This window comes from Streptomyces sp. NPDC045022, assembly GCF_056432605.1.
In genome coordinates this window covers 14,054-34,078 of the sequence record NZ_JBWKIR010000004.1, presented here as the reverse complement: position 1 = coordinate 34,078, position 20,025 = coordinate 14,054, and the positions used below count along the sequence as shown (strand labels likewise).

Here is a 20,025-nt window from a genome sequence, read left to right as displayed (position 1 = left end):
ACACCCCTCGACCGACTGAGCCTCTTGGAGAGCCCCCGTGCAGTACGTATCGCCCGCCCTCGACAGCCAGCTCGACCGCACCGCCCTGGAAGCGACCGCCCGCAGGTGGGCCACCCGCGCCCGCTCCTACGCCAACCGCGCCGCCTGCGACGACCAGCAGAACGCCCTCGGCGTCGCCGCCTTCTCCCTCGACTCCGCGGCCTACCACCTCGACCGCGGGGAGACCGACGCCGCGCGCGACGCCCTGCGCGCCGCTTGGCGCTACGCCGGCAGCGACGAGGCCATGAACCCCCAGCTCGCCGAGGCCACCCGCAACCTCCTGGACTCCGTCCGGGACTGACCCAAGCCAGCCCGCCCGCCCGGGCGGGCTCCAACCAGCACCACCCGACCTCTTGGAGAACCCAGTGCAACTCGCACCCTCAGCCCTGCACGAGACCGCCGGAACCCTCACCGGCTACCTCGGCGCCGACGCCTGGCGGGTCAACGAGCTGATCATCGAGGACATCATCCGCCTCGACGGCCCGCTCGACCGCCAGATCAGCATGCGCCCGATCCTCGACGGCAGCACCATCCAGCTGTGGGTCACCGGCGGCACCCAGCCCGCCGACCAGGAGCCCACCGAGGGCATTCACCACCCCCTGCCGAACGGCCACCGCTGGCACACCCCCGTCCACCTCGGCTCCCTCGAACCGGACAAGGACCCCGCGGTCGTCCTGTACAACGCCATCAGCGACCGCCTGCTGCCCGTCTTCGACACCAAGCCCTTCTTCGTCGGGCACCGCCCCTGGGACCCCGAGCCCGAGCCGGACACCGTCAGCGCGGCAACCGCCCCGGCCGACGCCGATCAGCCCGACCCCGAACCCGAGGCCGCGCCGGCGCCGCAGGCCCCCGCCGAATCCGCCGAGCAGCCCCAGGCCCAGCCGGAGCCCGAGCCCGCGCCGCAGGCCCCGGCCGAGCCGGCGGCCAACGTCGTTCCGATGCGGGACCGCCGGACCAAGACCGCAGCCAAGCCCGCCACCGCGGCGAGCGCCGACAAGCCCGAGCCGCGTCCGGCCCGCAAGCGCACCCCGGCCAAGCCCACCCCCGCCAAGAAGGCGACCGCCAAGCCGGCCGCCACCAAGGCCGCGGCCGCCGACCCCAAGCCCCAGCCGCGCCCGGCCCGCAAGCGGACCCCCGCCAAGCCGGCCGACGGCAAGCCCACCACCTCCTGACCCCACACCCGACCGGGCCGCCCACCTCACCAGGTGGGCGGCCCACCCCGTACCTCGAGGAAAGTCATGAACGAAGAACCCACGCCCGAGACCACCAACTGCCCGGACTGCAGCGTCGCCCCCGGCAGCCTCCACCTCCCGAAGTGCGACGTCGCCCGCTGCGCCAGGACCGGCGTGCAGCGCAGCGGCTGCGGCCACCGCGGCGACGCCTGCAACACCCGCTGGACCGGCCGTTGGCCCGGCGAGGCTGAGTGCATCGAGTACGGCCTCTTCATCGACCTCGGCGCCGGCTGCGAGCCGATGCCCGACCGAAACCGGCTCTACGCCCTGTGCGACTGGGACCCCGCCCAGCAGCGCATGGTCTACCGCGCCCCCCTCTTCGACTCCTTCGCCACCAAGGGCACCGGCAACGTCCACCAGATCCTGCGCCTGGCCGACGACACCCGCATCACCCTCACCACCCGACCCGGCTCCCCGTACGGCATCGACGAGGTGTTCCTGTGGCCCGGCCTGGACGCCCCCGACGGCGACGGCTGGAACAACGAGGACCCCGTTGAACTGTGGCTCACCGCCGGCGACACCGGCCAGAACAAGGGCCGCCTGTTCTACGAGGTGCCCCCCGGCGACGTCCGCGCCCTCATCGCCCGCCACGGCGGCGAACACCCCGACCAGAACGCCTGACCAGCCCGCACACCAGCAGGACGGCGGCCAGGTCCTCTGCGGCCACTGGGACAGCGCCGACGACCAGACCGTAGCGAGCAAGACCCAAGCCCCCATCCACGCCATGGGCTCGATCGTCGCCTGACCCACACCGTCACCCGCCCCGCGGCTCGGCCCACCGGCCGGGCCGCCCCCACCACGGAAGGAACCCAGCAGTGACCCGCGACAGCTGGAAGCCCGTCATCGCCCTGGAGCACAACGCCGGCCGCTACGTCTCCTACAACGGCGACCACACCGCCGCCTACGGCGCCCACACCGCCCCCACCGGCGAGTTCTTCTACTACTCCCTCGCGCTGCACCTCGACCCCGACAAGGCGGCCGCCATCATCGCCGACCTGCCCGTGGCCCTCATCCTCACCGGGGACATGGAACACGGCCTGCTGCCCCTCACCCACGAGGCCCACGACTGGCACATCGCCGAAGCCTTCTGCCGCCTCGGCATCCTCCCGCCGGCCACCGAGCTGCACCCCAACCCCGTCATCGCCCCCGCCGACTTCACCACCGCCCGCAAGCGGTACCTCCTCGACGCCCTCATCCTGTCCCGCCGCAACGACGTCGTCCGCGCCGAGCAGTACATCACCGACCTACAGGCCATCCGCGCCTCCCTCGCCTGACCGCACCCCGACCCTTGGAGAACCGCATGTCCGTGCAGATCCACGACGACCACGCCCGAGGCGGCCACAGCTGGACCCCCGCCCGCGTCACCATCGACGAGGACCCCAACCGCCTCGGGCCCTACGACGCCGAGATCAGCTACCACCGCTGGATGGACGACCTGGTCATCCCGCGCTTCACCGCCGACGTCGCCCAGCAGCTCGCCAAGGACACCGCCGGCTGGGAGTCCCGCGTGTTCTGGCGCGACGGATACGCCGAGGTCCGCCACGAGGACGGCGGCCCCGGCGGCGAGCCCTGGATCGAACTGTGCCTACCCGACGCCGACAACCGCTTCCAGATCGGCGGCCGTTCGTGGGTGTGGCAGCCATACGCCACCATCGAAACGGCCCAGGCCGGGCACCGCATCCACGCCCTGTTCCAGGAGCGGCCGCGCACCCTCGAAACGCTGGCCGAAGTCCCGGCGATCCTCGCGGCCGCCGGCCTGGTCGTCGGCCGCGCCCACCCGCACGCGGAGGACCGCGACGACCTGCCCCGCCCGGACCGCTGCATGGACCCGGCAGCAGCGGCCCGCCTGATCCACAAGATCCACCACGGCCGTGAAGGCGACCAGGACCTCCTGGACCGCATCGCCGCGGTCATCGACCACACCGACGCCGGCTGGCCGCCGCGAGGAAACACCCATGCCCTTCACCCCACCAGCAGACGGCGGACCTACATTCGAATGCATGGATGAGCAGCCGACACGCATCGACCCCACCACCGACCGCGCCACCGCGGCGGTCGTCCTCGGCTGCCTTCCGAACCAGGTCGGCTACTGCCCCCGCTGCCAGGGCCTGACGGTCCGCTACGGGCGCGACGCCCAAGTCATTTGCCCGTACTGCCGGGCGCTGGAGGGCCAGAGTCGGTAGTGTGCCCTCAGCGGCCCGGACAGGGGCGCGAAGACGGCCGGAGGCTCTACCCCAAGCGGGGTAGAGCCTCTTTGCGTTGGGAAGGCACTCCGACGCTCCCCTCATCCGGCGCTCGGCTGGCCTGCGGGAACTGCCCGGCCCCCTGCCGCCGGCGTCACGGGACGGGTTCCCTGGGAACGCTCTGGGAACGGAAGGACGGGGAAAGGCGGTGAACGATCGCCAAGGCCCTGCACGGCACCTGGCCTCTGACCTGCACAGAGGAGGTAAACAGGGGCAAGACGAGGAAACATGATCGCACTAGCGGCCGGACTTTTAATCCATTGGTTGTGGGTTCGAGTCCCACAGGGCCTACGGCCGCAGGAGCAGGCGTTCCGCCTCTGACCTGCGAAGAAGCGCCCCGATCGGCTTGGTCCGGTCGGGGCGCTCCGTGGTTGCGGGGGCCTGTGCGTGAGCGACGTCAGCGCACTCCCGAGTATGCGACGATCACGTGGAAGCTGCGGTCCGCCAGGGTGCCTGCCGAGTTGAACGTCCGGACGTACAGGCAGTTGTCGGTGCCGGCCCGGCCCACGACGGTGATCTCACCAGGAGCCGACGTGCCGAAGTTGCCGGGCAGGCCGATGCTCGCGGCATAGGTCCCGTTGGTGATGGGCACGTCGAAGCAGACCTGGTAGGTGCCGGTGGAACTCTCCGTCCTGCTCGCCGACGCGGCACCGAAGCTCTGCCCGGGGACGAGGGTCCCGTCCTGTCTCACGACGGCCCGCACGATCCTCTGCTCCCTGTTCTGGTCGCGCTCGCCGAGCCCCTTGGCGGTTGTCTGCGCGGCTGCCGGGTTCGTCGTGTTCGGTGGGAGCGGTGTCGCCGCGCCGGCCGGAGCGGCGACTGCGGGTGAGGCGATGAGAAACCCGGCGATCACGGATCCGGCTACTACCGAAAGACCTCTGGCGGCCCTGATGCGGAATGTCATGCTCGCTTGCTTCCCACCGGCGCCACATTCGGTCTCGCATTCGATTCGCGTTGCCACTCGCGCGGGTCATCGAAATGCGCCGAACGGACGGACGCGCGGGCCCCAGCGGCGATGACGTCAGCAGGGCGGGGACGCGGACACGATCCGCTCGACCGCGGCCGTGACCAGTTCGTCCCGCTCCGCCTCGGTGAGCATGTCCGGCAGGGTGAGCTGCTCGACGATCAGCCAGTTCAGGGCGAGGTAGAGGAGTTTGACGGCCATGGCGTCGCCGGGCAGGCCGGAGGCCTCGTGGTAGGCGACGTTGGCGTCGAGGTCGGCGCGGACGCGCTCGGTGAGGACCGCGCGCAGCTCCGGGCGGCGGGTGGCCTCCAGGCGCAGTTCCAGCAGCGCGAGGTAGCCGGTGCGGAAGGAGGCGACACGGCCGACGAGTTCTCGCATCAGCCCCGTGTACGTCTCCCGGTCGCGGCCGGCCGCCCGCTGGCGGGCGATGGTGGCCTCGTCGGGCTGGAGCCGCTCGTAGACACGGGCGCCGGCCTGGGTGAGCAGATCGTCGCGGCTGGAGAAGTAGTTGGACGCCGTACCGAGGGGCACGGCGGCCACGGCGTCCACCGCCCGGAAGGTCAGCCCCCGGGCGCCCTCCCCGGCCAGCACCTCGATCGCGGCGTCGACGAGCGCGGCGCGCCGTTGATCGTTCCGTCTCACCATGGCTCAGGGCTCCCGACGCGGTACTCGGCACTGGTACACACCACTTCAGGCAGAGTACTGCATGCGAAGTTGTCCGGTCGGTGAGCGGGGATCGCCTGCGAGGTCAGGGCCGCGAAGTGACCTGAGACCTGTGAGAGCCGATCTCTGCCGTATCCCGTCGAGGCCGCGATGCGCTAGCTGATCGCGGCCCGCACCCGCCTCGCACACCCCGGCACACCCCGGACCGAACACCTCAGTGGCCGACGGGGGCCCGCCGGACCCGGGCCCGGTCGCGGAACCACGCAACCGCCCCCACCAGCACCGCCGCCCCCACCCCGTACATCGGCAGCCAGAGGGTCGTCGTGGCCGCCAGGCACTCGGCAACGGCCTTGCGGCCCTGGACGTCCTGCGCGAACGCCAGGGCGGCACCGTCACTGCCGGCCAGGTTCCCCAGCGCGGCCTTCACCTGGAGGGCCTGGTACCTGCCCATCAGGGCGCACTCGCCGCGCGTGCCCGGCATCGGGAACAGCCAGGCCCGGCGCTGCAGCAGGGGTGCCAGCGCGACCGCCACGCACAGGCCGATGACCAGCGCGTAGGCGACCAGGCCGCGCATGTACGCCGAGCGGATGCCCGGCGTCCACTCCGCCCGTCGCTGGAAGGCGAGCATCACAGCGAGGAGCGTCACTCCGATGAACGTGGCGAACCACTGCCACGAGCCCTGGGCGAGCGCGAACGTCAGCACCGCGGCGAGTCCGATGCCGATGACCCCGGGAGCGGGAATGTCATCGCGGGCCGCGGCGGATGCCGGCCTCTGGGTCACTCGGGGGCTGGGATCACTCACGGGCCTCTCCTGCGGGGGGAGGCATCAGCATCCGCCGCGGAGGCGCCACGGCCCAGGGCACCATGCCGTACGGGCCCGGCGCCTCGCCCGGACGGCCCGCACCTGGTCGGCCGCGCGGCCGTCGGCCGACGCACCGCCGGCGACGGAGCCCGGCCGCCTGCCGGTGGGCCCCGAACGCCCGGCAGCGCCGGCCCACCCGGCGCGGTCCGAGACGGGCCGGCAGTGCGGCCCAGGCCGCCTCCTCGCGGCGGAAGGTCCGCGGTACGCGGGCCCGCCCAGATCCGCGGTACGCGGGTCCGCCAAGGTCCGCGGTACGCGGGTCCGCCAAGGTCCGCGGTACGCGGGTCCGCCAAGGTCCGCGGTACGCGGGTCCGCCAAGGTCCGCGGTACGCGGTCAGCCAAGGTCCGCGATGGGCAGGCCCGCCCGGCTCAGCCCGCGCTCAGTCCCGCCAGGGCGTCCAGGTGGGCCAGGGGCAGCGTGTGCTGGGTCTGGAGGACCTTCGCGCGCAGGTAGCGGACGTTGTGGGTGGTGGTGAAGACACCGGTCGGCACCCGGTCCCGGACGACGGCACCCAGGGCGCGCAACTGCTCGGCCTTGTCGGGGTTGTTGGACAGCAGATCCAGCTCACCGATGCCGAGGGCGGCGAGCATCTGCGCGGCGGCGGTGTAGTCGCGGGCGTCCTCCGGGAGGCCGAGCGCGGCGTTCGCCTCGTAGGTGTCGAGGCCCTGGTCCTGGAGGGCGTAGGCGTCGAGCTTGTTGTAGAGGCCGATGCCGCGGCCCTCCTGGCGGAGGTAGAGCAGAACGCCGCCGCGCTCGGCGATGCGCTCGACCGCCTCGCGCAGCTGGGGTCCGCAGTCGCAGCGGGCGGAACCGAAGACGTCGCCGGTCAGGCACTCGGAGTGCAGGCGCACCAGAGGCACCGGGCCGGGTTCGCCGAGGACGACCGCGACATGCTCCTGGCCGTCGGCGAGCCCGTGGAAGGTGACGAGTTCCGCGTCGGCGCCGTAACCGTCGTGGAAGCGCAGCGGTACCCGGACGCGGGCGCGCGGGGTGGCGACGGGGATGTCGGGCATGCGGGTCTCCGAAGTCTGGGCCATACCCTCTGCTTAAGATTTGAAGCAGATGTCAGGACCGGGACACTACCCCATGCTTTAAAGTTAAAGCAGTCGTCTCAAGTGAGGGGTGGTGATGACCGCCGCCGCCACGGCACGTCCTCCGTGACCGCCCCCGCCGTCTCCTCCCCCTGCAGCCCGCGCGCGATCCCCGTGCAGATCTCCTCCAGCTGTCCCACCTGCTCCGGCGTGAGCCGGTCGAACAGGCCGGTGCGAACCGTCTCGACGTGTCCGGGTGCCGTACGTTCCAGCACGGCCATCCCCTCGTCCGTCAGCACCGCGAGGCTGCTGCGCTTGTCCCGGCGGCAGTCCTCCCGGCGCACCAGCCCGTCCCGCTCCAGCCGGGTCACCACGTACGTCAGCCTGCTGCGGGTGACCTTCAGTGTCTCGGCGAGGTCGGTCATCCGCAGCCGCCGGTCGGGCGCCTCGGAGAGGTTGGCCAGCACCGAGTAGAACAGGTGGGGCATGCCGCCCTCCTGCTGGAGTTGCCGGTCGATCGCATCCTCCAGGAGCCGGGAGGCGGCGATATAGGCGCGCCAGGCGCGCTGCTCCTCGGGGCTGAGCCAGCGGGTCGTCATGCTGCCAGTGTAAGTTTGTTTAAAACTTGAACCAAAGCTTGGCGGGCCCACCGGGCCGCCGCGAGGGAGTGCGCCGATGCCCCTGCCGTACGTGCTGCTGTCCGCCGCCGTCTCCCTCGACGGCTTCCTGGACGACACCGGTCCCGAGCGGCTCCTGCTGTCCGGCCCGGCCGACTTCGACCGGGTCGACGACGTACGGGCCTCCGTCGACGCCATCCTCATCGGCGCCGGCACGATCCGCGCCGACAACCCGCGCCTGCTGGTCAACTCCCCCGAGCGCCGCGCGGCCCGGCTGGCGGCGGGCAGGCCCGCCTACCCGCTGAAGGTGACCGTCACCGCCACCGGCGACCTCGACCCCGAGGCCAACTTCTGGCACACCGGTGGCGAGAAGCTCGTCTACACGACCGACAAGGGCGCCGAACGGGCCACGAGCCTCCTCGGGGGCACCGCCGACGTCGTCCCGCTCGGCGCCGGCCTCGACTGGCGGGCCCTGCTCGAGGACCTGCACGACGTACGCGGAGTCGGGCGCCTGATGGTCGAGGGCGGCGGCCGGGTGCACACCCAGCTCCTCCAGCAGGGCCTCGCCGACGAACTCCAGCTGGTCCTCGCCCCCCTCTTCGTCGGCGACCCGGCGGCCCCGCGCCTGTTCGGCCCCGGGGCCTACCAGGGCGGCCGGCTGCGCCTGGTCGAGACCCGCCGCATTGAGGACGTCGTCCTCATGCGTTACGAGCCCACGGCCCCCGGTGCCGGCCCGGCTCCCACCGCCGCCGACCGCCACTGGCTGCGCGCCGCCTGCGAACTCGCCGCCCTGTGTCCGCCCTCGGAGACGGCCTTCAGCGTCGGCGCGGTCGTGGTCGCCGCCGACGGCACCGAACTGGCCCGCGGCCACTCCCGGGAGGGCGGCGACCCGGTGGTCCACGCGGAGGAGGCCGCGCTGGCCAAGATCGACCGGGCCGACCCGAGGCTGGCCGGGGCCACGGTCTACAGCAGCCTGGAGCCCTGCGCCCGCCGCGCCTCCCGTCCCGCGCCCTGTGCCGAGCTGATCCTGCGGGCCGGGGTACGCCGGGTGGTCACCGCCTGGCGGGAGCCGGACACCTTCGTCGCGGCGGCCGACGGCACGGGGGTGCTGCTCGACGGGGGAGCCGAGGTCGTCGTACTCCCGGAGTTCGAGGCGCTCGCCAAGGCCCCGAACGCCCACCTGCCGGGGTGACCGCGCCCCCCGGGGGGCCGCGTGAGCAGGGCCCGCGGGAACCGATGTGCAATCCGACCTGCGCGTGGCGTACAGTAGAGACACAACGACGCGGGGTGGAGCAGCTCGGTAGCTCGCTGGGCTCATAACCCAGAGGTCGCAGGTTCAAATCCTGTCCCCGCTACTGAAGACTCAGGGCCGGAATCCAGCACATGGATTCCGGCCCTGAGTGTTTTCCCCGGATGACCGGGATTCGCGTCCGGGGAGCCCAAGTGGCATACGTCACAGCTGGTCATCCGGTCGGTCCACAGCGGTCGCCCCCCGCCCCTGTGCCCGCAAACCTGGACGTACGTCGGACACGTGGGAGACAAGCGGTGCGCCCTGGTGAGGTGGAGCAGAACGCGTACGCCAGGGCGGGTGGCCGGCTTCCCGGCGACCCCGTGCCCGACCCGGGCCTCGGCGACGCACCCGCACCGGCGCACCGGACCCGGCGCCCGAGCCCGCGCACCCTGGCCCGCGCCCTGCCCGCCCTGCTCATCGCCGGCGGCGTCCTCTACGGCCTGCTCACCCCCGAGGACTTCACCGCCGTCCCGTTCTTCACCGCCGCCCCGCTGATCGCCGCGCCCCTGGCCGCGCTGAGCACCACCGTCCTGACCGGCCTCGTGGCCCTCGCCGCCGTCTACGCGGTGCACGCCCAGGCCGGCGCCCACCCGGTCGTGGCCACCGTCACGGACGTGGTGACCGTGGCCTCGGTCGCCCTGCTGGCCGTCGCCATCAACCGGGTGGTCCGCCGCGGCGACCGGCGCCTGGCCTCCGCCCGGGAGATCGCCGAGGCCGCCCAGCGGGCCGTCCTGCCCGAGCCGGCGGCGCGGATCGGCGGCTTCGAGATCGCCGCCTGCTACGAGGCGGCACGCCAGGACGCGTTCATCGGTGGCGACCTCTACGCGGTGCAGGACAGCCCGTACGGCGTCCGGCTGGTCGTCGGCGACGTGCGCGGCAAGGGCCTGGGCGCGGTCGCCGCCGTCGCCGTGCTGATCGGGGCGTTCCGGGAGGCGGCCGAGCGGGAGGCCACGCTGGAGGCGGTCGCCGAGCGGCTGGAGCGGGCGCTGGCCCGCGAGGGCACCCGGCGGGACGGCATCGACGCGTTCGAGGGGTTCACCACCGCCGTCCTCGCCGAACTCCCGCACGGCGAGGGAGTCGTACGCGTCGTCAACCGGGGCCATCCGGCCCCGCTGCTGCTGCACGCCGACGGCACCCTGCGCACCCTGACCGCGCACGAGCCGGCGCTGCCGCTCGGCATGGGCGACCTCGGCATATGGCCCGACCGGACGCTGGAGGCCGGCTTCCCCAGCGGGGCCACCCTGTTGCTCTACACCGACGGCCTGTCCGAGGCCCGGGACGCCCACGGCCGGTTCTATCAACCCGAACGACGGCTCGCCGGACGCACGTTCCGCGACCCCGGCACGCTCCTCGCCCGGCTCGCCGAGGAGGTCAGGCGGCACTCCGGCGGCGGCATGACGGACGACATGGCGCTGCTCGCCGTACGGCAGCCCTGAGTGCCCTCAGCGATGAGTGCCCTCACCGACGGTGACCGGGCGACCGCCGTCCGCATACCATCTGAGTCACCATCAAAACTTCTGTGACTCCTGAGCCTCGGTCAACTCGTCCGATTTGCAGCGGTCATGATGGATAGGTTCCCGTCCGGAAATGCTGATGATCAAGTCGAACGGCTTGGAAAGTGCCTGGCGCGTCTATTAACGTTCGATAACGCAGCGCGGTCGTCCCAGCCGTCACCAGAGGCGGCTCCGTGCGCACGCGCCGAATCCCGCAAGGGAACCGGGGAACCACCACCTTGGGGTGAATCACGCGGATGCCGATGTGAACTCGCTGAGTCCACGTCCGGTTTACGCGCGTAGGAGACCTTCCTGCTCCGAACCCGTCAGCTAACCCGGTAGGCGGAGGAAGGAAAGGAGCGCGCCCGCGTGGCGTCCAACCGCCCTGCCCCAGAAGCCCCGTTCATACCGGCGAAAGCCGACACCGAGACCTTCGGTTACGGCTCCTACCGCGCCGAGGAGGGCCCCTGGGAGGAGTGGAACCCGACCGAGGACTCCGTCGCCCCGGTCCGCGGCCGGCACCGTGTCGCCAAGCAGCGCGGCGGATTCGCCCGCAGCTCCACCGTCCTCGGCGTCGGCGTGATGGCCGCGGTCGGCGCGGGCGGCATGGCCAGCGCCAACACCGGCAAGCCGCCGGTCTCCATCTCCCTGCCGGACCTGCCCTCCGTCGGCTCGCTCTTCGAGGACGACTCCGCCCCGGCGCCCGAGGCCACCACCACCGCGCTCAGCGACGTGGGCGTGACCTCCGCCGACGCCGAGCAGCACACCGACGCGGGCGAGGCCCTGCGCAACCGGATCATGGCCCAGGCCGAGCAGCAGCAGAGCAAGGCCGACGGCAAGGCCACCGCCGCCGCGCTCGCCGCCACCGAGAAGCAGGCCGCGGACGCCGCCGCCAAGGCGGAGAAGGACGCCGCCGCCAAGGCCGCCGCCGCCAAGGAGAAGGCGGAGGCCGCCGCCAGGAAGGCCGCCGCGGAGAAGCGGCTGGCCGAGCTGGCCAAGCAGTACACGCTGCCGACGTCCTCGTACACGATCACCTCGACGTTCGGCCAGGCCGGCTCGATGTGGTCCTCCGGCTACCACACCGGCCTCGACTTCGCCGCGCCCACGGGCACCCTCATCAAGGCCATCCACAGCGGCACGATCACCCAGGCCGGCTGGGCCGGCGCCTACGGCTACCGCACGGTCCTCACCCTCGACGACGGCACCGAGCTGTGGTTCTGCCACCAGTCCTCGATCAACGTCACGGTCGGCCAGAAGGTCTCCACCGGCGAGGTCATCGGCCGCGTCGGCGCCACCGGCAATGTCACCGGCCCGCACCTCCACCTGGAGCTCCACCCGGGCGGGCAGGCCACCGGTACCGACCCGATGCCGTGGCTGCGGGACAAGGGCCTCACCCCCTGACGCGGCCCTCCGGAAGAACCGCGGGGCATCCCTTCGCGGGAACTCGGCGCCGGCGGCGGAATGAGATCATCCGTCGCCGGCGTTGACGTAGAGCATGACTTCTCTGCGCAAAATCGGTTCCTCCGACCTCGAGGTCTTCCCGCTCTCCCTCGGCGGCAACGTCTTCGGCTGGACCGCCGACGAGGAGGCCTCCTTCGCCGTCCTCGACGCCTACGCAGCCGCCGGCGGCAACTTCCTCGACACCGCCGACAGCTACAGCGCCTGGATCGAGGGCAACAAGGGCGGCGAGTCCGAGACGATCATCGGCAAGTGGGTCAAGGCCCGCGGCAACCGCGACGACGTCGTCATCGCGACCAAGGTCAGCCAGCACCCCGAGTACCAGGGCCTGTCCGCCGCCAACATCAAGGCCGCCGCCGACGCGTCCCTGCGCCGCCTGGGCACCGACCACATCGACCTCTACTACACCCACTTCGACAAGCCCGAGGTGCCGGTCGAGGAGATCATCGGCGCGCTGGACGAGCTGGTGCGGGCCGGCAAGGTCCGGCACATCGCCGCGTCCAACATCACCCCCGAACGTCTCCAGGCCTCCCTGGACTTCTCCGACCGCGAGGGCCTGGCCCGCTACGTAGCCCTCCAGCCGCACTACAACCTGGTCTCCCGCGACACCTACGAGGGCCCGCTGCAGGACCTGGCCGCCCGTGAGGGTCTCGCCGCCGTGCCCTACTACGCCCTCGCCTCGGGTTTCCTCACCGGCAAGTACCGCCCCGGTACGACCGTCGACAGCGCCCGCGCCACCGGGGCCGCGAAGCACGCCGAGTCCGAGCGCGGCCGGCGAGTCCTGGCGGCCCTGGACGAGATCGCCGCCGCCCACGACGCCCCGGTCGCCACGGTCGCCCTGGCCTGGCTCGCGGCCCAGCCGACGATCACGGCCCCCATCGCCTCGGCCCGAACGGTCGACCAGCTCCCGGCCCTGCTCGCGGTGGCGCGGCTGAGCCTGACGGACGAGGACCTGAGGAAACTGACGGAGGCATCGGCCTGACCCCAGCCGCCGGTTCCGCCCGCGGCGGGCCCTTCTCCGCCGCAGGCGGCGATCAGCCACGAGGGCGGCGGTGCCCGGCGGTCCGGCGGTGTCCGGCTGCCCCCGCCTAACCGCGATACGGGTTGTACGAGGGATACGGCACTGCCGGATACCCGTACGGCGCCGCCGGATACCCGTACGGCGCCGCCGGATACCCGTACGGCGCCGCCGGATACCCGTACGGTGGCGGCGCCCAGTACACCGGCGCCGGAACGGAAGCCCCGGCCGCGTACTCCAGAGCCGGCCGCGCCATGCCCCTGCGTAGCCACAGCTCGGTCAGCAACTCCCGCTCCCGTACGACGAAGTCGGCCCCGGCCCGCCCCCGCCGCCCCCGGTGCCGCAGGAGCGCCAGCGAGGTGGCGTACGCCTCGTACTGAGCCACCGCCCGCGCGGCCGGCCGCCCCCCGAAGTGGTGCCGGGCGTACTCCCGGGCCATCCGCCGCGCCCGCATCGACCCGAGCGCGAAAGGCTCGGCCGGCCCCAGCCACCCGGCCGGCACATACGGCGGCAGCTCCTCCCGCACGGTCCGCAGCTCCCGCTGCCGAGTCCAGACCGCGAGCCAGGTCAGCAGCGCGAACGCGGGCACCATGAATCCGCCGTAGACGGCGAAGAACCCGTACTGGCCGAAGGTGGAGGAGCTGTTCCACAAGGCGTGCATGCTCATCGCCAGCAGCAGCCCGCAGACCGGCAGCAGCACCCGCCGCAGCCGCCGCCGCTCCCCGGACAGCGCGGCGATACCGAAGCCGATGCCGGTGAGGACCGTGAACAGGGGGTGTGCGAACGGGGACATCACGATGCGTACGAAGAAGGTCGCGGCGGTGACGGAGGCGATGCCCCGGCCACCGGTGACCTGGTCGGTCCCGAAGGCCGTGCCGAGGTAGAGGATGTTCTCGGTGAACGCGAACCCGGTGGCGGTGATCCCGGCTATCACCATCCCGTCCACGATCCCGGTGAAGTCACGTCTGCGGAAGAGGAAGACCAGCAGTACGGCCGCGGCCTTGGCGGACTCCTCGACGACCGGCGCTATCACGGTGGCGCCCAGGGTGTCGGCACCGACCGGATCGGCGGTGGCGGTGGCGATCCACTTGGTCGCGAAGGTGTTGGCGACGATGGCGATCAGCGCCGCCGCGCAGGCGCCCCACGCGAAGGCGAAGACCAGGTTCCGCCAGGGGCCCGGTGCCACCCGGTCCAGCCACCGGAAGGCGGCTGTCAGCCAGGGCACGGGCAGCACGGCCAGTCCGACCCCGACCAGGAGCCCCTCCGTGCCGGTCTGGCGCCGTACCAGCGCGAGGATCACCAGCCCGGACAGCGCCAGCAGCGTGATCAGCGCCCCGTACCGCACCCATCCGCGTTGCCACCAGTGCGGGTGGCGGAGCGCCCCGGAGCCGGGGCTGGCGGGCGGTATCGGGTACGGAGCACTGGTGGCCACGGCATCGACCCTAACGGTGTCGCGACGAGGGGCCGGCGCGGTTTTCCGGACCTGGCTACCGGTCGTGGTGCGGTACGCGCCGGAAGAGCAGATCGTGCACCACATGTCCCTTGTCCAGTCCCTGCCCCTCGAAACGGGTCAGCGGCCGGAACGCGGGGCGTGCCGCGAAACCGCCGTCCGCCTGCGTGTTCTCGAAGTCGGGATGCGCGCCGAGAACCTCGAGCATCTGCTCGGCGTACGGCTCCCAGTCGGTCGCGCAGTGCACGAGCGCGCCGGGCTTCAGCCGGGTCGCGGCGAGCGTCAGGAACTCGGGCTGGATGAGCCGCCGCTTGTGGTGCCGCTTCTTGGGCCAGGGGTCGGGGAAGTACACGCGCAGCCCGTCCAGCGAGTCGGGCCGGATCATCTCCCGGAGCAGGATGATCGCGTCCCCGTTGCCCACCCGGACATTGGCCAGCCCGTCCCGGTCGGCGAGGGCGAGCAGATTGCCCTGCCCCGGCGTATGCACATCGACCGCGAGGATGTTGGTGTCCGGGTCGGCGGCGGCCATCTGAGCGGTGGCCTCGCCCATCCCGAAGCCGATCTCCAGCACGACGGGGTTGCCGTTCCCGAACAGCTCGGCCGGATCGATCACCCGTTGCCCGTCGATGTCCAGCCCCCACTTGGGCCACAGCCGCTGCAGGGCGTCGGCCTGCCCGGCCGTCACCCGGCTGCGGCGCGGCTGGAAACTCCGGATCCGCCGCTCGAAGTGCGACCCGGCCGGATCGGCCTTCGGACCGTCGGGAAACCGGGGCTCCCCCTTCGCCCGGGTGTGCCGGACGGAGGCACCGGGGGCGTGCGGGGCCGACGAAGGGGCTTCGGGGGTGTTGAGGAAGTCAGACACAGTAAGACAGATTTTACGGCGCCGCGGGACGGCACCCTTCCAGCCGACAGCCACGGGCGGGCGCCGCGGTCCGGCGGCCGCGGCCTCATGCCCCGGCCTTGTACACCTCGCTGACGTTCGGGCGTGCTGCCGGGCGGTGCCGGGCGGCGGGGCCCTCCGCGAAGGCTCGCAGGGCGTTCTCCGTCGTGCGGGTCACGAAGGTGCGGGTACGGGCATCCATCCCGTGGTCGCGGCCGCCGTCGGGGGTGCCGGCCATGAGGGCCTCCACCCAGCGCATGGTGCCGGTGGCGAACACCCCCGCGCCGCTCGGGACCGTGTAGTAGGCCGAGTCGCTGTGGCTGCGGCGGCCACCGCACACCAGGGGGGAGTGGGCCGTTATCTCCAGCGGCTCGGGGACGGGCGCACCGGGTGTGACCCGGTCGTATTCGACGCCGACCAGGTGGCCGAAGCCGTCGCCGGGCCGTACGCCCGTTCCTTCGTACAGCCAGTGGTCCGCCGCGTGGACGACGTACGGCGCGTCCGTCGGGTAGCCCTCGTAGAGCACTCCCGTGAGCGACGACTCGGGATCCGGCGCCGGACCCCGGCGGAAGTCGGTGGTCACCAGGGCGGGCTGGGTGGTGTAGCAGGGGTCGGCCCGGACGGAGGACTTGTAGCAGACCACCGTGCGGTCCGGCCGCGTCTCCCCCTGCTCGAGGCGGACCCGGCGGAAACAGGTGTTGGCGCCGAGGAAGAGCACGTTGGTGCCGGCGTCACGGGCCGCTGTGACATGCCGGCGCTGCTCCGAGGTCCAGTACTCGTCGTGCCCCGGACAGACGACCGCGGCGGCGCCGCGCAGGACCTCCGGGTCGCGGTGCACATCCGTCCCGGTGGTGTAGGCGAGGGGTATGCCGAGCCGTTCCGCCAGCACCACCGCCGCCCGTTCGTACACCATGAACGTCTCCGCGCCGCCGGCGTCGTAGGGCCGGTCGAAGCTGACGGCCAGGGAGCGGGTGGCGTACGCGCCGGAGACACCGGCGTAGAGGCTGTAGCCGCCCCACCGGTTGTAGGCCTGCCAGGTGGCCGGGGCGTGCATCAGGACCGTCCGGCCCGTGCCCTGCGTGGAGCGCACGATCAGCGGGATGTGGCGCTGGTGGCCGCTGTCCGCCTCCAGTCGCAGCAGATACGCGCCCTCCGGCCAGCCGGCCGTGCCGAACGTGAGGGTGCGCGGCCAGTCCGCGCGCACGGTGCGGGTGTCCGGCAGGAAGCGGGGCTCCGGCCGGGCGCGGCCCCGTATGCGCGCCGACGACCACACGAGCCGGGCCTGGGCCCCTCCGTACCAGCCGACGCGGAAGGCCGAGACCCGGAAGGACGACGCGGTCGTCGAGACATACAGGCCGCACTCCTCGCCCGGCGTCACGCTCACCCGGTCCGCGTAGCCGGTGATGGCCGGGGCGGGACCCCGGGAAGCGATACGCCAATCGGGCGTCCCCGGCCGGTCCCGTTCCGTTTCGGGCCGGAGGGAGACGGCCGCTCGGTGGTGCTCGCGCGGGGGAGCGGCCGCGTCGCAGGCGGCGGCCGTCACCGAGGCGAGCCCGAGGCCGGCGCATGCTCCGAGGAAGCGCCTGCGCCCCAGCCGCCGCGCCTGTGCCGTCCCGTGTTCCGGCCCTCCTTGCGGGGCAGGATCCGTGCCCATGCCGCCTCCCTTGCTCGCCGCTCGCGCGTCACCTCCCCTCGGGGCCAAGGTGGCACAGCAATGCGGGCCGCGCGCCCCGCTCTCGGCCGCGGGGCGTCATGGGGGCGCGGCCACGGCGACCAGCTCGGCGGTGAACACGACCGCGTCCGGGGGGCAGGCCCCCGGGTACGCCCTACAGCGAGCCGAGCAGCTCCAGCACCCGCCGCCCCACTTCCCGCCCGATCGGCAGAGAAGCGGTGGCCGCGGGTGACGGCGCGTTGAGCACGTGCACCGCCCGCACCCCCTCCCGGATCAGGAAGTCGTCCACGAGCGTCCCGTCCCGCAGCACCGCCTGCGCCCGCACCCCGGCAGGGGCCCGCACCAGGTCATCGGCCTCCACCGCGGGCAACAGCCTCCGCACCGCATCCAGGAACGCCCCCTTGGACACCGACCGCCGCAGCTCCCCGGCCCCGTACCGCCAGTGTCGCCGGGCGATCGCCCACGACCCCGGCCACGCCATGGTCCCGGCCAGCTCCCGGGGGCGTACGACCCCCCAGCCGTATCCCTCCCGGGCCAGCGCCGGCACCGCGTTCGGGCCGACGTGCACGCCCCCGTCGATGCCCCGGGTCAGATGCACCCCGAGGAACGGGAACGCCGGGTCCGGCACCGGATACACCAGTCCCCGCACCAGCTCCGGCCGCGCCAGCTCGTAGTACTCCCCGCGGAACGGCACGATCCGCACCTCCGGCTCGTCCCCGGTCAGTCGTGCCACCTCGTCGCAGTACAGTCCGGCGCAGTTCACCAGCACCCGCGCGCGTACGACGTCCCCGCCGGCGGTGAGCACGGCCACGCCCCGCTCCGGCCGCCGGTCCACCCGTACGACCCTCGCGCCGTAGCGGATCTCCGCCCCGGACGCCCGGGCCAGTTGCCGCGCGACCCCCACGAAGTCGCACACGCCGGTCGTGCCGACGTGTATCGCCGCGAGGCCGCGCACCTCGGGTTCGTACTCGGCGATCTGCGCGGGACCCAGCTCCCGCACCGGGATCCCGTTCTCGCGGCCGCGCTGCACGAGTGCGTGGAGCCGCGGCAGCTCGTCCCGTCCGGTGGCGACGATCAGCTTGCCGGTGACGGCGTGCGCGATGCCGTACTCGGCGCAGAACTTCACCATCTCGGCGGCGCCCCGCACCGCGTACCGCGCCTTGAGCGAGCCCGGCCGGTAGTAGATCCCGCTGTGGATGACCCCGCTGTTGCGCCCCGTCTGGTGCCGGGCCGGGCCCGGCTCCTTCTCCAGCACGGTCACCCGCGTACCCGGCGCGGCCCGGGTGATCGCGTACGCCGTCGACAGCCCGACGATCCCCCCGCCGACCACGAGCACATCACAGTCGTACGCACCGACCGGCACCTGCACCACCTCCCGCTACCGATAGTGCACTGCGCCACTGACAACGCCTTCAAACGCCGGGCGGGCACAGCGTCCGAAGGGGCGCGGGGAACCGTGCGAGGAGCCACGGGCAGCCCGCGGCGCCCGAGCGCGGCGGCCCGGCGGACGCCGCGCCCGCTACGCCGGCGTCATCAGAAGGGGCCGAGCCCGCTCCCGCAGCTCGACGACCCGCGGCTCGTCCCCGTACGGCTCCAGCCGGTGCAGAAGATCCTTCACGTACTCCGTCGTCCGCGCCGACGAGATCCGCCCGGCGACCTCCACGGCCCGCACCCCCTGCTCGCAGGCCGCGTCCAGGTTCCCGGACTCCAGCTCGGCCACCGCCGAGACCACCAGCCGCAGCCCGTGCGACCGCACGAACTCCTCCGTGGGCTTCGACAGCGCCTGCTCGGTGAAGCGCCGGACCTGCCGCGGGGCCTTGAGGTCCCGGTAGCACTCGGCGGCATCGGCGGCGAACCGGTCGTAGCCGTAGAAACCGAGCCAGGTCGGGTCGTTGTCCCCCTCCCTGGACCGCTCGAGCCACCCCTCGGACGCCTTCAGCGCCGCGCCGGCCGCCTGTGCGTCTCCCGCGCGCGCGTGGGCCCGCGCCTCGACCAGCCGGAAGAAGCTCATGGTGCGGGCGGTCGCCAGCCCCCGGTTGCGTTCCAGGGCGGCCTGGGCCAGGTCGACGCCCTCGTCACCGAAGCCCCGGTACGTCGCCTGCAGCGACATGGAGGCGAGGACGTAACCCCCGAGCGGCACATCGGCCGCCGCGCGCGAGAGCCGCAGCGCCTGGATGTAGTACCGCTGCGCGGCCTCCTGCTGCCCGGTGTCGAAGGCCATCCACCCGGCCAGGCGGGTCAGTTCCGCGGAGGCCCCGAACAGGGCGCGGCCCACCTCGTCGGAGTAGCAGCCGAGCAGCAGCGGTGCCGCCTCCACCCGCAGGCACTCCGGCACCATCGACGAACGCCAGTCACCGCCCCCGTACTTGGAGTCCCACCGCCTGGCGTCCTCGGCGGCCTCCCGCAGCTTCTGTACATCGCTGTGGCCGACTTTGGTCGGTGCGCCCGAGTCCTCGCCGGGACCCGCATCGCGCGCGACCGAGGTGTCGGCGGGGGTTATCAGCCATCGTGAGGCAGGCGTTGCGTATGCGCTCACCGCGAACGACCCGGCGAGCGACTGCCAGATGCCACCGGCGCCGGCCCGGCGTCCGGCGAGGTCGAGACGGTACAGCTCCGTCGCCGACTTCACCGCCTGTCCTACGTCCCTGGGGAAGGCGAGGCCCACTTCGGGCGCGGGGTCCGCGTCCGCCAGGCCGATCTCGTGGAGCGGCACCGGGCGGCCGAGCTTCTGTCCGATGGCGGCCGCGATGAGGTGCGGCGCCGCACCCTGCGGAACCATCCCCTTCGACACCCAGCGCGCCACGGACGTCTTGTCGTAGCGAAGAGTCAACCCGCGTTGTGCGCCAAGGTCGTTGACGCGACGCGCGAGTCCTGCGTTGCTGATTCCCGCGAGGGCGAGAACGGTGCCGAGTTTTTCGTTCGGCCCGCGTTGCTCCCTGGACATGCGCCACCCCTCGACACAGACGGCTGTCGCGCTGGCATAACCACGCGGCATTCGTAAACCCAGCGTAGTTCGCCGCATCCCAAGCGTTAAGGGGCATTCTTCCGGATGGCGGGATTGTGGTCCGTACCGAAGCGCGGCCCTGTACGCAGCGTGCACGGCCTGTCGCC

General features: G+C 72.7%; 20 protein-coding genes, 1 tRNA gene and 1 riboswitch. Of the genes, 11 read left to right on the top strand and 10 right to left on the bottom strand.

What is annotated here, in order from left to right; genetic code table 11:
• Window positions 1–37: 37 nt before the first annotated feature.
• The 6 genes from AC07C1_RS08795 (at window position 38) to AC07C1_RS08770 (ending at window position 3,454) form a co-directional block, all read left to right on the top strand.
• Window positions 38–340 (top strand): hypothetical protein, encoded by a 303-nt coding sequence (locus tag AC07C1_RS08795; protein WP_478937878.1) that lies wholly within the window; start codon window positions 38–40, stop codon window positions 338–340.
• 64 nt (window positions 341–404) lie between these two features.
• A complete protein-coding gene (locus AC07C1_RS08790; protein WP_478937877.1) occupies window positions 405–1,211 on the top strand; it encodes a hypothetical protein in 807 nt (268 codons plus the stop codon).
• A 66-nt stretch (window positions 1,212–1,277) separates the two neighbouring features.
• Window positions 1,278–1,892 (top strand): hypothetical protein, encoded by a 615-nt coding sequence (locus AC07C1_RS08785; RefSeq protein WP_478937876.1) that lies wholly within the window; start codon window positions 1,278–1,280, stop codon window positions 1,890–1,892.
• Between the two features lie 194 nt (window positions 1,893–2,086).
• Window positions 2,087–2,545 (top strand): hypothetical protein, encoded by a 459-nt coding sequence (locus tag AC07C1_RS08780; protein WP_478937875.1) that lies wholly within the window; start codon window positions 2,087–2,089, stop codon window positions 2,543–2,545.
• 26 nt (window positions 2,546–2,571) lie between these two features.
• Entirely contained in the window at window positions 2,572–3,279 is a 708-nt protein-coding gene (locus AC07C1_RS08775; RefSeq protein WP_478937874.1) for a hypothetical protein, read from the top strand.
• Window positions 3,272–3,454: a hypothetical protein gene (locus AC07C1_RS08770; protein WP_478937872.1), complete on the top strand. Its 183-nt coding sequence runs from the start codon at window positions 3,272–3,274 to the stop codon at window positions 3,452–3,454. The genes AC07C1_RS08775 and AC07C1_RS08770 overlap by 8 nt, the downstream gene beginning before the upstream one ends.
• A gap of 457 nt (window positions 3,455–3,911) precedes the next feature.
• On the opposite strand, the gene AC07C1_RS08765 is transcribed toward AC07C1_RS08770, so the two are convergent.
• From AC07C1_RS08765 to AC07C1_RS08745, 5 genes are all read right to left on the bottom strand, one after another.
• Window positions 3,912–4,205, bottom strand: coding sequence for a hypothetical protein (locus tag AC07C1_RS08765; RefSeq protein WP_478937871.1), 294 nt, complete (start codon window positions 4,203–4,205; stop codon window positions 3,912–3,914).
• A 330-nt stretch (window positions 4,206–4,535) separates the two neighbouring features.
• A complete protein-coding gene (locus AC07C1_RS08760) occupies window positions 4,536–5,123 on the bottom strand; it encodes a TetR/AcrR family transcriptional regulator (protein ID WP_478937869.1) in 588 nt (195 codons plus the stop codon).
• A gap of 232 nt (window positions 5,124–5,355) precedes the next feature.
• On the bottom strand, window positions 5,356–5,943 hold the full coding sequence (locus AC07C1_RS08755) for a hypothetical protein (RefSeq protein WP_478937868.1): 588 nt from the start codon (window positions 5,941–5,943) through the stop codon (window positions 5,356–5,358).
• A gap of 429 nt (window positions 5,944–6,372) precedes the next feature.
• A complete protein-coding gene (locus tag AC07C1_RS08750) occupies window positions 6,373–7,017 on the bottom strand; it encodes a GTP cyclohydrolase II (protein WP_478938403.1) in 645 nt (214 codons plus the stop codon).
• A gap of 98 nt (window positions 7,018–7,115) precedes the next feature.
• Window positions 7,116–7,634: a MarR family winged helix-turn-helix transcriptional regulator gene (locus tag AC07C1_RS08745; protein ID WP_478937867.1), complete on the bottom strand. Its 519-nt coding sequence runs from the start codon at window positions 7,632–7,634 to the stop codon at window positions 7,116–7,118.
• Between the two features lie 76 nt (window positions 7,635–7,710).
• Between AC07C1_RS08745 and AC07C1_RS08740 the strand changes: the two genes are divergently transcribed.
• From AC07C1_RS08740 to AC07C1_RS08720, 5 genes are all read left to right on the top strand, one after another.
• Window positions 7,711–8,844 carry a dihydrofolate reductase family protein gene (locus tag AC07C1_RS08740; protein WP_478937865.1) on the top strand — a complete coding sequence of 378 codons (1,134 nt, stop codon included), beginning with the start codon at window positions 7,711–7,713 and terminating at the stop codon, window positions 8,842–8,844.
• 89 nt (window positions 8,845–8,933) lie between these two features.
• Window positions 8,934–9,007: transfer RNA gene (locus AC07C1_RS08735), tRNA-Met, on the top strand.
• Window positions 9,008–9,197: 190 nt separating this feature from the next.
• Complete coding sequence (locus AC07C1_RS08730) at window positions 9,198–10,379, top strand: PP2C family protein-serine/threonine phosphatase (protein ID WP_478937864.1); 1,182 nt, start codon at window positions 9,198–9,200, stop codon at window positions 10,377–10,379.
• A 250-nt stretch (window positions 10,380–10,629) separates the two neighbouring features.
• Window positions 10,630–10,796, top strand: a riboswitch (cyclic di-AMP (ydaO/yuaA leader).
• A gap of 9 nt (window positions 10,797–10,805) precedes the next feature.
• Window positions 10,806–11,837 (top strand): M23 family metallopeptidase, encoded by a 1,032-nt coding sequence (locus tag AC07C1_RS08725; protein WP_478937863.1) that lies wholly within the window; start codon window positions 10,806–10,808, stop codon window positions 11,835–11,837.
• Between the two features lie 94 nt (window positions 11,838–11,931).
• Window positions 11,932–12,876: an aldo/keto reductase gene (locus AC07C1_RS08720; RefSeq protein ID WP_478937862.1), complete on the top strand. Its 945-nt coding sequence runs from the start codon at window positions 11,932–11,934 to the stop codon at window positions 12,874–12,876.
• Window positions 12,877–12,982: 106 nt separating this feature from the next.
• Here AC07C1_RS08720 and AC07C1_RS08715 read toward each other — a convergent pair whose 3' ends face one another.
• From AC07C1_RS08715 to AC07C1_RS08695, 5 genes are all read right to left on the bottom strand, one after another.
• Window positions 12,983–14,344 carry a PrsW family intramembrane metalloprotease gene (locus AC07C1_RS08715; RefSeq protein WP_478937861.1) on the bottom strand — a complete coding sequence of 454 codons (1,362 nt, stop codon included), beginning with the start codon at window positions 14,342–14,344 and terminating at the stop codon, window positions 12,983–12,985.
• A gap of 55 nt (window positions 14,345–14,399) precedes the next feature.
• Window positions 14,400–15,224, bottom strand: a complete 825-nt coding sequence (trmB, locus tag AC07C1_RS08710; protein WP_478937859.1) for a tRNA (guanosine(46)-N7)-methyltransferase TrmB — start codon at window positions 15,222–15,224, stop codon at window positions 14,400–14,402.
• Window positions 15,225–15,309: 85 nt separating this feature from the next.
• Window positions 15,310–16,896, bottom strand: a complete 1,587-nt coding sequence (locus AC07C1_RS08705; RefSeq protein WP_478937857.1) for a N,N-dimethylformamidase beta subunit family domain-containing protein — start codon at window positions 16,894–16,896, stop codon at window positions 15,310–15,312.
• 172 nt (window positions 16,897–17,068) lie between these two features.
• On the bottom strand, window positions 17,069–18,286 hold the full coding sequence (gene lhgO, locus AC07C1_RS08700) for an L-2-hydroxyglutarate oxidase (RefSeq protein WP_478937856.1): 1,218 nt from the start codon (window positions 18,284–18,286) through the stop codon (window positions 17,069–17,071).
• Window positions 18,287–18,433: 147 nt separating this feature from the next.
• A complete protein-coding gene (locus tag AC07C1_RS08695; protein WP_478937854.1) occupies window positions 18,434–19,858 on the bottom strand; it encodes an MFS transporter in 1,425 nt (474 codons plus the stop codon).
• Window positions 19,859–20,025: the final 167 nt, after the last annotated feature.

Coding starts and splice junctions, on each gene's coding strand:
- AC07C1_RS08745 (WP_478937867.1), bottom strand. CDS start 7,634: ATGACGACCCGCTGGCTCAGCCCCGAGGAGCAGCGCGCCTGGCGCGCC.
- AC07C1_RS08760 (WP_478937869.1), bottom strand. CDS start 5,123: ATGGTGAGACGGAACGATCAACGGCGCGCCGCGCTCGTCGACGCCGCG.
- AC07C1_RS08775 (WP_478937874.1), top strand. CDS start 2,572: ATGTCCGTGCAGATCCACGACGACCACGCCCGAGGCGGCCACAGCTGG.
- AC07C1_RS08720 (WP_478937862.1), top strand. CDS start 11,932: ATGACTTCTCTGCGCAAAATCGGTTCCTCCGACCTCGAGGTCTTCCCG.
- AC07C1_RS08695 (WP_478937854.1), bottom strand. CDS start 19,858: ATGTCCAGGGAGCAACGCGGGCCGAACGAAAAACTCGGCACCGTTCTC.
- AC07C1_RS08740 (WP_478937865.1), top strand. CDS start 7,711: ATGCCCCTGCCGTACGTGCTGCTGTCCGCCGCCGTCTCCCTCGACGGC.
- AC07C1_RS08705 (WP_478937857.1), bottom strand. CDS start 16,896: ATGGGCACGGATCCTGCCCCGCAAGGAGGGCCGGAACACGGGACGGCA.
- AC07C1_RS08750 (WP_478938403.1), bottom strand. CDS start 7,017: ATGCCCGACATCCCCGTCGCCACCCCGCGCGCCCGCGTCCGGGTACCG.
- AC07C1_RS08785 (WP_478937876.1), top strand. CDS start 1,278: ATGAACGAAGAACCCACGCCCGAGACCACCAACTGCCCGGACTGCAGC.
- AC07C1_RS08770 (WP_478937872.1), top strand. CDS start 3,272: ATGGATGAGCAGCCGACACGCATCGACCCCACCACCGACCGCGCCACC.